Genomic DNA, 13,651 nt, shown 5'->3' on the forward strand with positions numbered 1-13,651 from the left:
TGCTGGCTATGCCTTCACAACACGCGAACGTGGACACCGTGAAGGAGATCCGCGCCTCGAATATCAATACGGATGAATGCACGATCAGTTCCGTTGCTATGTACCGCGAAGATGTCGAAGACCTCGAAGCCCTTGGCCTTAATGTAGTTGTGCATCTTCAGGATGGTGCTGGCGAGTCCCTGGCGGAGCGCACCTTTATTGAGAACAGACGAAGTCAGTTGCGTGCCGAATCTGCTGGGCCGCCGACAGACAATTCCGCGTCAACTACCCCCAATTAGCCACCAGCTATGCCAGTAGTTACCAGTTCCACTATTATGTTGCACTGGAATCTTATATCTGGCTGGAACTGTGCTGGCAAAACCGTGGATGTTCCATGCTGACCACGGGGGTCAGGCCCAGTGAACAGCTAGATCCACTACCACTTCCCTTTGTGGTCCCCAACGCTAGGAGTTCATATATGCGTATCCCCCGCGATACAACGTTCCGCTTCAACCGTGTCATGTTCATCGCGGTTGCCGCTGGCCTCGCTGTCTCTGGTGTCCAGGTGCTTGACACCGCGTCTCCGCTTGGTGCGCCGGCGGCTATTGCTCAGAGCAATACAAATATCCCGGCTGATGCGGTCGTAGTTGAAGGCATCTTTGACAAGGACGGCAACAAGATCACCGCGGATTATGACGCATTGGCTAACGGCAATGTTGAACTGCAGGCGGGCTGGAAGATCCGTTTGAATGTCGATATGGCAAAGGTGTCCAAGGGTTCCACAATCGAGGTCTTCTTCGGTGCTGCTAAAGAAGAACACTCTGGCGGTGGTGTCTCCGTGGGCACTGCAGACGCGACGTTTGGCATTCCCGGAAGTTCGAATAAAGTCCTTCAAGTTAAGAACACGAATGCTCGGTTCGGCGGCGGCAAAATTGCTAACGGCATTTCCATCACGGGCTTGGATAACGCCGACGACGTATCGGGCATCGTCCCAGTCAGTGTCCCCATTTCCGTACACGGGTCCTTTTACGGTACTGGTGATGGTTTAGAGTCAGGCCCGACTGGTAGTTCCCGTGTCCTTGAGGGCCAGCCAGTGAAGTACTGGACGCGACTGACTGACGGCACCGTGAGCTCCGCCGATACAACTCCATTCGGGTTCAGCGTCACATACAAGCAAATTGTCAGTGGCCAGAATGAGAACGACAAAAAGTACCAATCCTGGACCGATGCTTTTGTTGATCCCAATGGCTTTGACGTGCATCTTGGAATGCACGCCATTACCCCCGTCAACCCTCCAAACGGTACCGCTGCGGTGACTTACGTTCCCAAGAACGACGGTAACAATGGCGACGAACCGTGGAAGATGACCGATAAGGATTCCTGGGAACCGAAGATCACCGGGGTCACGTTGATCACTGGTTCTGGTCAACCGCCACTCACTCAGGAGCAGAAGGATGCGGTTAAGCTTGATGTAACTCCCGTAGACGGTGGATTCCGCGTGACGGTTTCGAATATTCCGCAGGATGCCCGGGTGAGCTACGATATCAAGAAGATTGGCCTCGTACCTGCAGCCAAGTCAACGAACTACCGCTTGGCGCCAACTGATTTTGACCCGCAGATAGGTACCTCAGCTGGGTTTGCATCAGCGAACTCTGCAGCAAAGGTCAGTGGCATTGATGGATCCGTCGATGCCACTCGTGAGCCAACAGCAAAGGTCCTCATTAACGGAAAAGAGTGGACGAAGGACAACCCATACAAGGCTAAGCCTGGCGAGGAAATCGAGTTAACCATGAAGCTCGGTTTGGGTGGTAACGCGCGTATTACCCACCCGAAGGTGACGGATGCAGCCGGCAACGTTGTGGCCGAAGACGAGAAGATCTCCTTCTTGCCCGGTGAAGAAAAAGAGATCACATTCAAGTACACCCCTACGAAGGAGGACAGCGAGCTCAAGTTCACCGTCACCTACGAGACGGATGAGTCGGCTGAAGCATCCACGTGGGTTGAACAAAGCGGCTGCGACTGCACTGTTGAGTACCAAGGTGAAGAAAAGCCCGTCCGAGATGTCATCGACGACCTGAATAAGCGCCTTGAAGACGCTGAAAAGGAAGCGGAGGACCTCAAGGGCAAGAACAAGGAGCTTGAGGACAAGAATAAAGAGCTCGATGGTCGCATCAAGGACGCGGAGGATGCCATCAAGGAGGCTGAAGACGCGATCAAGGATGCGCAGGACAAGAATAAGGAGCTCGAGGATCGCATCAAGGACGCTGACAAAGCCATCACGGACCTTGAGAACACCAATAAGGATCTGAACGACAGGCTCAGTGAGCTGGAAGGTCGCTTGAATTCGGGGTTGGGTCGCTGCATCGGCACCGTTGGTGGGACGCTGCTGTTCCTGCTTCCTGCAGTTGCGCTTGTGTCGCAACTTGTCGGCGGATCGAAGAACGTTGCCATCGACCAGTTCATTGCAGAGACCCAGAAGCAGATGGGTATCTGGAACCCGCATTTGGCAAAGGCTGTCGACGACAACCGTCAGGCGATTGCGGCTGCCTTCGGTGGACTAACCCTGCTCACTTTGGCTCTGATCCCAGGTGTGTGCGGTGAGAAGTCTTTGGGTAAGGCCGCCACGGAGGAACTGTCCTCTAACAAGGGAAATGGGTCATCTGAAACGGAGTAATTCTCGGTTTTCATCCCCCGGTGTTTAATTGCGCCGGGGGATGCGGAAGAAGTCGAGTATCGTCTTTGTAGCAAAGTTCTTGCTTGTTAGTGCGCCCGGCCCGATGTCGATAAGACCGCCGGGCCACACGTGTCTGCTGCCCTCGAGGCGGTAGTGCTCCAGTGGCGCATCGCAGTGTTGCCAGGTGAGTTTTTGTCCTGGGCGCTCAAAGGGGGCAGAGATGGGTTGAGCATCGCAGTGGTTCCGTTTTTCTGCTTCAGCAAGTACACGCGGTATTGGCTCATAGGGGGTGTGGTACCGCCAGCCGCCCTCATAGTCGATGACAGGGTCATCTGTGCCGTGGAAATCAATCTGTTTCATGGGTATCGGCGCACAGCCCTCAAAAACCGTCTCGTAATAGGCGGCAGACACTGAAGCTATTCCGGTGAGATGGTGTGGGCGATGGCATGCCGCGTACGCCACAAAACCACCGCCGTTGGAGTGACCGGCGGCAAACACGCGCGAGGGATTAACCGGGAAATCACGCAACATTTGCTCGCGCACGGCGTCGAAAAATGCCAGGTCCTCCTCCCCCGTTGTCGTTGCATAGGGCGCGGGAGCCCAGGCGGTATCTACACCCTGCATATACACCACAACGGCGTGGGCGGAATCAAAATCCGTGGTGGCACGCATCTGATCCATGGTCATGCGGTAGCCGTGGAACACCAAGATGAGCGGCAACCCTTCGAGCGCGTAAACGTCCGTCGGTGTGGAGACGAGATACTCGCGTTCATGCCCACCAATCTGCATTGTGCGACGATGTGTCGTGGTGGGGCCGTTAGCCAAGGGGCGGTATGCCGGAGGTTCGCTGAAGACTTCCACCACCTTGTCTTCAACCGTCTGTGTAACCGGCAGCAAGCCACATGCGCCCGTATGAAAGCTGCTCAACAGCACCACAGCAGCAGCTACTGCTGGGCGGAAAGCGGTTTTCAGATGGGCGTTTTTCACTCAATCTAACCTACGCTACTCACCCAAAAGTTCGCTCCATGCCCCGGCACCAGCTACATTCCTCCTCATGAGTTTCCGCCCGGAGTCACGTCGCTTCATTCCAAGCAAGAAGAATGCGCCCGGCTTCAGCGACGCAACAGCACGCGCGCGTACGGCGGATGCGTTCCAATCAGGGGCATCGCTTTATGATGACGTCCGGCCCTCATACCCATCCGCCGTCATCAACCTCGTCGATTCCGCACACACCGTCATTGATGTTGGTGCCGGGACGGGTAAACTCTCGGCTGATTTACTCAGTGCTGAACGGACGGTGTTTGCCGTGGACCCGTCCGCCGGCATGCTCACCGTGTTGAAGCAGCGCCACCCAGAGGTGTTCACCTGGCGCGCCACGGCTGAGGCAACTGCAGTGAAAGACCACTCCGTGGACGCGTACGTTAGTGCGCAGACCTGGCATTGGGTGGATACCGGCGTAGCCAGCGCTGAGGCCGACCGCGTTGTGGTGCCAGGAGGCAAACTCATGTTGTGTTGGAACACGCTGGATGTTGCCCACCCGTGGGTACTGCGGTATTCACGTATTTCCCATTCCGGAGATGTACACCGAGAAGGCTTCTACCCAGAGGTGCACCCCCCGTGGATTCTGGCTGAGGAACTCCGCTTGCGTTGGTACCAGGAGGCGACCATCACGGATTTAATCGCGCTGGCGAAGACGCGGTCTTACTGGTTGCGTGCATCAGACACGACACGATCAAAAGTGGAGTCGAATCTGCAGTGGTATCTCTATGAACGCCTGGGGTTTGAAGATGATGATGTGATTCCTCTGCCCTATCGCACAGACGCGTTTGTGTATGAGCGCGTCTAGTCCGTATCCCACGAGACACTGAAGAAATCGAGAATAGTCTCAGTCACGTCTATACCCCTGCTGGGTGCCCAGATACCTGCCGGCCATTCATGCCCCATGCCTTCGACGGGAATGTGTACGGTCCGTGCCGCACCACCGTTGCGTTGCGCAAAGGCAGCCGTAACGTCCCGCGCTGGTTGGATCACTCCCCCGCCACCGCGATTCTCACCGGCATACGGCACAACGTCATCCCATGTGCCGTGGATGTTCAGGTAGTCGATGGGAGCGCCCGCTGTCAGTTCACCCGGTGTCGTCCGGATGGCGCCAGCAACGGTAGCGGCTCCGGCGTACTTTTCTGGATTGTTCGTAGCTAGAACGGCAACGAGTCCCCCACCATTGGAAAATCCGGCGAGGTACACGCGATGCGGATCAATCGGATAGGCCGTACTGATGTCAGCGATGATCGCTTCAATCAGTGCGGTGTCTTGTTCAACTGTGGTGATGGCATAAGGTGCAGGACTCCATGCCAGACCCCGGCCCGTGGGGGTGACCACCACGGCGTTGGCCACGCCAAGGTTGGTGCCAACGAGGAAGTCGTAGCCGTTATCTCCCCTGCCGTGGATTCCCACGATGAGTGGCAATAACTCGCCTTCTTCTATCTGTGGCACAGAGCAGTGATAGCAAAACTCGAGTGGTCCGCCATTGGGTGAGTCAACGGTAACGGTGCGGGCTCTGCGAGGGTGTGGCACGGTCAGTAGCTCTTAGCGTCGCTTCGGGTTGCGTTCACGCACGCGCACTGCGAAACGGACGGGAGTGCCGTGGTAGCCAAATTGTTCACGGAACTTACGCTCCAAGTAACGGCGGTAGCCACCATCCAAGAAACCTGTGGTGAAGAGAACAATGGTTGGCGGACGAGTACCCACCATCGTGGCAAAAAGCACCTTAGGAAGGCGGTTGTTTTTCATCGGCGGTGGGTTGGCAGCAATCGCTTCACGCAGCCAGTTGTTCAGCCGACCAGTGGAGATACGGCGATCCCAGTTCTCTAGAGCCGTGATCATCTCCTGCTCCAGGCGGTGAAGGCCACGCCCGGTTTCGGCGGAGATATTGATTTTGGACACCCAGGGCAACTGGCTTAGCTGCATGTCGAACTCACGGTCAAAGTAATACCTGCGGTCCTCATCCATGAGGTCCCATTTGTTGAAAGCAATGACCATGGCCTTGCCCGCATCTAACACCATGGAGATGACGCGTTGGTCTTGTTCGGTGATCTCCTGCGATGCGTCGATAAGCACGACGCATACTTCAGCCGCATCGATCGTGCCACGTGTACGCAAAGAGGCGTAATACTCGTGGCCAGTCGCGTTCTTGACCTTCTTACGCAGGCCGGCCGTGTCAATGAAGCGCCATAGCTTTTGGTCCAGCTGGATGAGCTCATCCACCGGGTCAACAGTCGTGCCAGCGACATTATCCACAACAGCACGATCGGACTTGGACAGCTTGTTCAGCAGCGAGGACTTGCCCACGTTCGGCTTACCCACCAGCGTCACGCGGCGCGGGCCCTCGGTGATGGAGTTGGCGGACTTGGGCACCTCTGGGAAGAGGCGAATGATCTCATCCAGAACATCCGCACCACCACGGCCATGCAATGCTGAGACAGGCCACGGGTCACCCAGGCCAAGGGAGTAGAACTCCGCGACATCCGCCCACTGGGACTCGGACTCAAACTTGTTAGCCACCAGGATGATCGGTACTTCGGAGCGCTGCAGGTTACGCGCCATCGCGGCATCAGATTCCGTCACACCAACGTGGGAGTCCACAACCATGAGGATGATGTCCGCATCGTGCATTGCTGCTTCAGACTGGTGGGCGATGGACGCGTGAATGCCTTTCGCATCCGGGTCCCATCCACCGGTGTCCTGCACCCAAAAGCGACGGCCTGCCCAGTCCGCCAGGTAGCTAACGCGGTCACGGGTGACGCCAGGGTGGTCCTCCACCACGGCCTCACGACGGCCCAAGAAACGGTTCACCAATGAAGATTTACCCACGTTTGGGCGACCGACAATCGCAACCGTGGGCAGCGCTTCCTCCAGGTGCCCATCGGCGTTGATACGCTGGATGCCGAAGGCTGCCTCGACCTCGGCCCAGTCTTCCTCCGACATATCGTCATGCAGTTCGGCTGCACCAGCATCGTCGCCGTAATCAGCGGGGCCGAACCCCGAGTCGTCGAAAAGCTGCTCAGCTTCCTCCCCGTACTCGGAGATGAAGTATTCCTCACCCTCATAATCCGCGGGGTTGAACTCGGTGTACTGGAACTGTGTGGGCGCATCATCTGAATACTCGTTGTTACTGCGCTGGTCAGCCATCATGCACTCCTTTCAATCAACGCGATAAGGGTAGCCAGGACTTCATCCTTGCTCATCTGGGAAGTATCAATGATCTCCGCGTCCTCAGCAGGACGCAGTGGACTTGTCTCACGTGAGGAATCCAGCTCATCGCGACGAATGACGTCCGCGAGCACCGTGTCAAAATCGACTTCCCGGCCTGCAGCGACATCTTGGTCGTAGCGGCGCTGCGCACGGACCTCCGGTGAGGCGGTGAGGTAGGCCTTCGCCGGGGCGTCTACAAGTACAACGGTGCCGATATCGCGGCCCTCCACGATGGCGCGATGCGCATCGCGTGCGAGCTTGCGTTGCAATTCCACGAGGTTCACGCGCACGTCCGGAATGGCTGAGACGGCAGAAACATTCTGCGTGACGTCGCGTTCACGGATCTCACGCGAGACATCCTCACCCGCGAGGATCACCTCGGTGGAATCCGGATCATCGGAAACCTCAAGCGGAAGATTGCGGGTCACGTCAATGACCGCAGCGGTATCAGCAGGATCCACGCCAGCACGCAGCACAGCCAAGGTGGCCACACGGTACATTGCTCCTGTGTCCACATACTTAGCGCTGAGCAGTTTAGCCAGCGCACGGCACGTTGTTGATTTGCCGGTCCCTGAAGGCCCATCGACAGCGAGGATCAAGCCGCCATCGGGCATGTTTGTCAAACTCTCAGTGCTAGCCATTTACATCTCCACTGCCTTATACAGGGCCGTCAGCTCCGAATCATTGAGCGCGCGCATCGCGCCCGGCTTCAGCTCACCCAGCTGCACCGTGTGCACCTTGGTGCGGACGAGACGTTGGACTGGGTAACCGGCCGTTTTGAGCATGCGGCGCACAATGTGCTTGCGGCCCTCATGAATCTCCAGGCGGATGAGCGATTGTCCCTGGTGTGTATCCACAATCTGCGCGTAGTCAGCCTTGGCTACACCGTCATCGAGCTCGATACCGTCCTTCAGCTCGCGTACCAGCGCCGGCTTCGCTTCACCGAGCACAGTGGCCAGGTACGTCTTGGACACACCGTAACGCGGGTGCATGAGGCGATTAGCCAATTCACCATCGTTGGTGAGGATGAGCAGGCCCTCCGTGTCCGCATCCAGGCGCCCCACGTGGAAGAGGCGATTGCCGGCTACAACACGGTCTGCCACAACATCGCCCACGCACGGGCGGCCGAATTCATCTTCCATCGTGGTGTGCATCCCGCGTGGCTTATTCAGTGCGAAATACTGGTGTTCCTCATTCACATTCACACGTACACCGTCAACGCGGATGATGTCCACGTTCGGGTCCACCCGCACGCCTTGCTGGCGAATGATCTTGCCGTTGACCTCAACGCGGCCCTCATCGATCATCACCTCACAGTTCCGACGCGATGCCACGCCGGCCTGCGCCAGGACCTTCTGCAAGCGCACGCCTTCTGCTTGTCGACGTTTCCTGCCCGCCCCCCAGTGATTCTCCTGGTTACCTGGGCCACCCAGTTCGATGGACTTGCCCTCCGGGGCAACGGGATCTTCACGATGGTCCCACCAATTGTCAGCGAGCGGGTGTGGTTCTTCTGCGGATTTCCCAGCGGCCGCGCGTCGCTCGCTCAAGCTAACGTTCTGGTGCTTGGCGGGCTTTGCGTTTGAGAGCAAGAACTTTTGGTCCTTGCCCCGTTCAGGTTGATTCTTGTGGCCTTTATTAGGCCCCTTATCCGGTGAGCCTTCTCGGCGAGCGGTAGGTTTCATAGTCCCCGAACCTACCAGGCATCTTCTATGGAATCGATTTCCGGAAGCAGCGGAGCTAAGTCCGGCAGCTTGTCCAAAGAGTCAATGCCTAATTGCTCCAAGAACAGTTCAGTAGTGACGTAGCGGTGAGCGCCAGACGATTCATCAGGTTCCACTTCCGCAATAAGCCCTCGCAGGGTCAACGTGCGCATGACACCATCGACGTTCACTCCGCGGACACCCGCTACTTGGGCTCGGGTGACCGGTTGCCGGTACGCAACCACCGCCAGTGTCTCCATCGCGGCGCGACTGAGTCTGGTTTGGGTGCCATCCACCAGGAATGCCTCTACAGCATCTGCATTCTCTGGCCGGGTGTACAGCCGCCAACTTTCGGCGGTTTCACGCAAGTCCATCCCGGAACCGCGGTGATTCAGTTCCTCTGCCCACTCTTTCAAGACTGAGGCAATATCTTCTGGGGCAGCATGCAAAGCACCAGCGAGATCCGCAACGGTGGCGGGTGTATCGATCACCAGCATGATGGATTCAATCTGCGAGCGCAGCTGCGACACCATGGGCTGGTCTGAATAACTCTCCATCGTCCCTACTCCCAGTTCTGTGCGGCCACCACCGCGGGATCAACATTTTTACCGGTCCACGCGATGTCCAGTTGTCCAAGGGCTTCATCCTGTTGCGCATCAATCGCATGAGCTTTATATAGCTCCAAGACCGCCAAAAACCTACCAACAATTTCCATTGTTTTGGTGCAGTCACGTGTCAGTGCGGTGAAGGTCAGCCAATGATCCGGGCCGGCGAGTTTCAACGTGTCCAAGATTTTGCCGGCCTGCTCCGGCACAGATACTGCTTGGGCATGCACGTGGTCAGTACGCACCGTTTCTGGTGGCTTAGGACGAAAAACAGATGCCGCTAACTCGGCAAAACTGCCCGCTGAATGCCCCAAATCCACTGGTGGAATGAGGTCCAGGAACTGTTCCTCTATTCCCACCGCACGGGGGTAGCGCCGCCGCGCATTCGCCTGCCATTCCTCAAAACGGTCGGCCACCTGTTGGTAGGCCCGGTACTGCAACAAGCGGGCGAACAGGAGGTCACGGGATGACAGGAGCTCCAGATCTTCCTCTTCGTCCTCACCGCTGCGTGGCAAGAGCCGCTGTGTTTTCAGCGCTAACAGCGTTGCTGCCGTGACCAGAAACTCAGTGACTTCATCTAACTGTGCCGTCTCCCCCAACAAACGCACGTATTCGATGAACTCATCAGTGACTTCAGCCAGAGCAATTTCGGTGATGTCGAGCTTCCTGGCACCAATGAGATTCAGCAGCAAGTCATAAGGGCCCTCAAAGTTGTTAAGGACAATGGTGAAACCAGTAATCTCTGGCTGATAGCCCTCATGACCATCCACCGGTTGATTTGTGTGCGTTGTTGTCATGCCCGATCAACGGCTCCCTTACTAGTGCTGGGACGCGCGCTCGATGACCTCTAGCGCCAGACGCCGGTATTGTTCCGCACCCGGGGAGTTAGGCGCCCACGTAATAATTGGTTCACCGGCAACTGAGGTTTCCGGAAAGCGAACGGTACGGGTAATCACTGTGTCAAAGACACGGTCGCCGAAGACCTCTACTACACGTTCCATGACTTCACGAGCATGCGTGGTACGGCGGTCAAACATGGTGACCAGGATGCCTACGATGTCCAAGTCAAAATTGATACGGTCACGGACTTTCTCCACGGTATCCGCCAGTAGAGCCAACCCACGCAGGGAGAAGTACTCGCACTCCATCGGGATGATGACGCCTTGGGAACACGCAAGCGCATTCACGGTTAGCAAACCTAACGACGGCTGGCAGTCAATGATGATGAAGTCATACTCCCCGCGCACCGGGCGCAGTGCACGGCCGAGGGTTTGTTCACGGCCAACCTCATTAACCAACTGGATTTCAGCCGCTGACAGATCGATATTGGCCGGCACGAGATCGAGGCCAGGCACATTCGTGTGCTTAATAGCGGAGTGGATTGTGGAGGTATTGTCCAACATCAAGTCATATACCGTGACTTGATCCTCATCTTGAGTGACTCCAAGACCAGCGGACAAAGCGCCTTGCGGGTCCAGGTCAACCAGTAGAACCTTTCGGCCCTGCTCCGCAAGGCAGGCACCGAGATTGATGGATGAGGTGGTCTTACCCACTCCACCTTTTTGGTTGACCATAGAAATGATCGTGGCCGGGCCATGCTTCTCCAGTGGCTCCGGCTGAGGGAGATCGCGCAGTGGGCGTCCAGTCAGTCCGACTGCCGCCTGCTCCGCATCGAAGAGTCCTTCGTCTGCCACGGTCCCGCCCTTCATCATCAGGTCGACCAAAACATTACTGTCCGTCATCTTACACAGGTGTTATTTACCGCGTAATGCGTCTGTTCGCCGTGTTTTCGGAGTGGTTTAGGAACGCGGGTGCGCGGTGCGCCAGACTTCACGCAAGTTCTCTGGAGTGACATGAGTATAGATCTGCGTTGTTGTCACACTGGCGTGACCGAGTAGCTCCTGGACCGTACGGACGTCTGCCCCACCCTCAAGAAGGTGTGTTGCAAAGGAATGGCGCAGCGTGTGTGGTGAGACTTCCTTTGCAATCCCCGCGCGTGAAGCCGCATCCTTGATAATTGTCCACGTGCTCTGACGTGACAGCGCTCCCCCACGCTTATTCAAAAACAACGCATGAGTTTTGCCCTGCGATAGCGCAGGACGTCCGCGCACCAAGTAGGCATCTAAAACGTGATTCGCTGTGCGCCCCACCGGGATGATGCGTTGCTTATCCCCTTTTCCAGTGACCTTGATGTACCCAGGCATCTGGGAGACATCATCCACAACCAACCCCAGCACCTCCGAAACACGCGCTCCCGTGGCATAAAGAATTTCTAACAACGCTTTGTCCCGCAATTGGATGGGGGTATCGGTCGGGCAATCGTCGAGAAGTTTGCTCACCTCATCAATACTCAAAGTGTCTGGCAGCTTGTCACCTTGTTTCGGCGGAGACACGCGTGCCGCAACGTCCGCAATAACGATGCCTTCAACGGTGGCGAATTTGTGCAGGCCTCTGGCAACAACGAGCGCCCGGTTCGTGGAGGATGCCGCGAGTGGTTTCCGGTGCTCATCGCCGCGGCGCAGATCCGCGACATAGGCCTCGAGATCCGCTGTAGTCACCGATGCGAGGTCCGTTTTGCCGGCGCGCTCGAGCCAACAAACATAGCGCTTAACATCACGACGGTAATTGCTCAGCGTGTTCTCCGAAACACCTCTCTCCACAGCGAGGTGATCAAGCCACAGTTGACCAACAGCCTGTGCTTTCACTACTGTCCGATCTTTTTCATGTCCGGTTGTACGCCTTGGCGCTGACGCCGTTTGGCCATATGCGTGGGTCGCACCTCAAACGGTGTGTCGATGGGCCGGGTTTTGGACTGTCCTGAAAGTACATCTGCCGCAGAGAGAATCCCAGCAACGGCAATCGAGTTCACAATCCGGCCGGACATGACGGCTTCTCGTGCGTCCTCAATGTGCATCCACGTGAAGCCCATATCTGCTTCTTCATCTTCAGCTGGTGGGCGTTCAACCTCACTCAAACGAGTAGCCATGAATACACGTACAGCTTCCTCGGCGAAACCCGGGGAGGTGACCAGGTCAAGCAGGAGTGACCAGTCCTGCGCCTTGAGTCCGGCTTCTTCCACCAGCTCACGTTTCGCTGTGGTCAATTCGCTATCACCCGCAACGTCCAGCAAACCTGCGGGAAGTTCCCACAAACGCCGACCTACGCTATGACGGTATTGCTCCACGAGTGCAATGCGATTTTGACTATCCACAGCGACAACAGCAACAGCCCCGAAATGTTCTACGATCTCGCGGTGAGCGCTGCCACCACCCGGCATGGTCACGGAGTCACGGCGGAGCGCCACAATAGGTGCGTCCACCAGCAGCTCAGAGTTAGTCACACTGAATTCGTGTCGCTGTGATTGTGAGTGGGAAGTCATAACACCAATCTAAGCCCAGCGCGGAGGCACAGTTCGGGCCGGATCCTTTGTTTTATTCAGCTGGCTCAGTGCGCGGACGTTCCGGCGCTGGTGCCTGCGCATTCGAGGCTGCCCCGTAGGCACCGGACTTATCGTTGAGCTGCTCCGCTAGTGCGAGGATGGTGGAGATGCGCCCGGTCTCGGTGTCGACGGAATCCACGGTAGATACTGCAGCACTCGCCTCAGCATTGGAACGAATGAGCTCAATGGAACCATGCGGCGCTGCTGCCCCGCGGCGACCAGAGAGCACAACAGCACCCCCGCGGGAGTCCAACCCCTGGACAAAATCAGCCAGGACTGTGGCGGCAAAGGCTTCCGCATCGTCCTGGGCGCCCTCGCCTTCCTCAACACTCCCGCCGGTTACCACGATGATGCCCTGCGCCGGGGTTATGGTGCCGTCAGCGTATTCGATGAATCCAGCATCACGCAGCGCGTGTAAAACCAAAGCACGGTCTTCAACCGTTGCAATCGGCTCATTTTTCTCTACATCGAACATCAACGCGCTCCCCAGGGACTCACCGGCATGGATGCCTGGTGCCTGATTATCCACTGACAGCTGAGCACCGGCTGGAAGAGTATTCGCGATGATGGAGCGCAGCTCATCGGCTCCGTCTTGAGAGAGGAACTTGTCCGTCAGGAAGATTTCTCCCGCAGCCGTGGCGCCCGCCTGCTGAGCGAGAGCTTCGATGGCCTTCACATCCTCCTCATCTGCGTTCGGGGCACGTACGATGATGTAGGGGCGCTGCTCCAACGTGCTTTCCACGATGCGCGTGGAGTGGCCGGCCAGAAGAGCGTTAGCGGAGTTCGCCTCCGGGTTACCTGGGGCCTCGCCCTCCTGCTCGTTTTTCTCGGCGCCGCCCCCGCTGGTGGAGTCGATGTTGTTAAACGCGTAATCAGAAATCGGTGCTAGGGAGGGAGCAACCACGAGGGTGCCCAGTGCGAGTCCACCCGCAAGCCCCCATGCGAGGCCACTGGCAACCAATCCAGCACTGCCTGTCTTCTTTTTCGACATGTTGTTGCACCC

Annotated in this window: 13 protein-coding genes and 1 pseudogene; 3 read left to right on the forward strand and 11 right to left on the reverse strand. The window is 57.1% G+C overall.

What is annotated here, in order from left to right; all coding sequences use genetic code 11:
- Positions 1-278, forward strand: a pseudogene (locus HMPREF2129_RS02755) (hypothetical protein); the annotation flags it as partial.
- Positions 279-457: 179 nt separating this feature from the next.
- On the forward strand, positions 458-2,653 hold the full coding sequence (locus HMPREF2129_RS02760; RefSeq protein ID WP_034662861.1) for a hypothetical protein: 2,196 nt from the start codon (positions 458-460) through the stop codon (positions 2,651-2,653).
- Positions 2,654-2,677: 24 nt separating this feature from the next.
- On the opposite strand, the gene HMPREF2129_RS02765 is transcribed toward HMPREF2129_RS02760, so the two are convergent.
- Entirely contained in the window at positions 2,678-3,640 is a 963-nt protein-coding gene (locus HMPREF2129_RS02765) for an alpha/beta hydrolase family esterase (protein ID WP_034662864.1), read from the reverse strand.
- A 67-nt stretch (positions 3,641-3,707) separates the two neighbouring features.
- Between HMPREF2129_RS02765 and HMPREF2129_RS02770 the strand changes: the two genes are divergently transcribed.
- Positions 3,708-4,499 carry a class I SAM-dependent methyltransferase gene (locus HMPREF2129_RS02770; RefSeq protein ID WP_034662867.1) on the forward strand — a complete coding sequence of 264 codons (792 nt, stop codon included), beginning with the start codon at positions 3,708-3,710 and terminating at the stop codon, positions 4,497-4,499.
- On the opposite strand, the gene HMPREF2129_RS10550 is transcribed toward HMPREF2129_RS02770, so the two are convergent.
- The 10 genes from HMPREF2129_RS10550 to HMPREF2129_RS02820 form a co-directional block, all read right to left on the reverse strand.
- On the reverse strand, positions 4,496-5,146 hold the full coding sequence (locus tag HMPREF2129_RS10550; protein ID WP_198021514.1) for an alpha/beta hydrolase family esterase: 651 nt from the start codon (positions 5,144-5,146) through the stop codon (positions 4,496-4,498). The two genes, HMPREF2129_RS02770 and HMPREF2129_RS10550, sit on opposite strands and share 4 nt — an antisense overlap.
- Positions 5,147-5,239: 93 nt before the next feature.
- Positions 5,240-6,841: a ribosome biogenesis GTPase Der gene (gene der, locus HMPREF2129_RS02780; protein ID WP_034662870.1), complete on the reverse strand. Its 1,602-nt coding sequence runs from the start codon at positions 6,839-6,841 to the stop codon at positions 5,240-5,242.
- Positions 6,841-7,545 (reverse strand): (d)CMP kinase, encoded by a 705-nt coding sequence (gene cmk / locus HMPREF2129_RS02785; protein ID WP_034662873.1) that lies wholly within the window; start codon positions 7,543-7,545, stop codon positions 6,841-6,843. The genes der and cmk overlap by 1 nt, the downstream gene beginning before the upstream one ends.
- The gene (locus HMPREF2129_RS02790) at positions 7,546-8,586 is read right to left on the reverse strand and encodes a pseudouridine synthase (protein WP_034662876.1); all 1,041 of its coding nucleotides are present in this window, start codon (positions 8,584-8,586) and stop codon (positions 7,546-7,548) included. It lies immediately after the preceding gene.
- An 11-nt stretch (positions 8,587-8,597) separates the two neighbouring features.
- Complete coding sequence (gene scpB, locus HMPREF2129_RS02795) at positions 8,598-9,161, reverse strand: SMC-Scp complex subunit ScpB (RefSeq protein ID WP_034662878.1); 564 nt, start codon at positions 9,159-9,161, stop codon at positions 8,598-8,600.
- A gap of 5 nt (positions 9,162-9,166) precedes the next feature.
- Positions 9,167-10,006 carry a segregation and condensation protein A gene (locus HMPREF2129_RS02800; protein WP_052092579.1) on the reverse strand — a complete coding sequence of 280 codons (840 nt, stop codon included), beginning with the start codon at positions 10,004-10,006 and terminating at the stop codon, positions 9,167-9,169.
- Positions 10,007-10,027: 21 nt separating this feature from the next.
- Entirely contained in the window at positions 10,028-10,903 is an 876-nt protein-coding gene (locus tag HMPREF2129_RS02805) for a ParA family protein (protein ID WP_034662946.1), read from the reverse strand.
- Between the two features lie 105 nt (positions 10,904-11,008).
- Complete coding sequence (gene xerD, locus HMPREF2129_RS02810; protein WP_034662880.1) at positions 11,009-11,914, reverse strand: site-specific tyrosine recombinase XerD; 906 nt, start codon at positions 11,912-11,914, stop codon at positions 11,009-11,011.
- Complete coding sequence (locus HMPREF2129_RS02815; protein ID WP_034662883.1) at positions 11,914-12,588, reverse strand: NUDIX domain-containing protein; 675 nt, start codon at positions 12,586-12,588, stop codon at positions 11,914-11,916. Before HMPREF2129_RS02815 ends, xerD begins: the two co-directional genes overlap by 1 nt.
- A 52-nt stretch (positions 12,589-12,640) precedes the next feature.
- A complete protein-coding gene (locus HMPREF2129_RS02820) occupies positions 12,641-13,639 on the reverse strand; it encodes a copper transporter (RefSeq protein ID WP_034662886.1) in 999 nt (332 codons plus the stop codon).
- Between the last annotated feature and the right edge of the window lie 12 nt (positions 13,640-13,651).

Origin of the sequence: Corynebacterium tuscaniense DNF00037 (assembly GCF_000759055.1) — a bacterium.
Lineage (GTDB): Bacteria > Actinomycetota > Actinomycetes > Mycobacteriales > Mycobacteriaceae > Corynebacterium > Corynebacterium tuscaniense.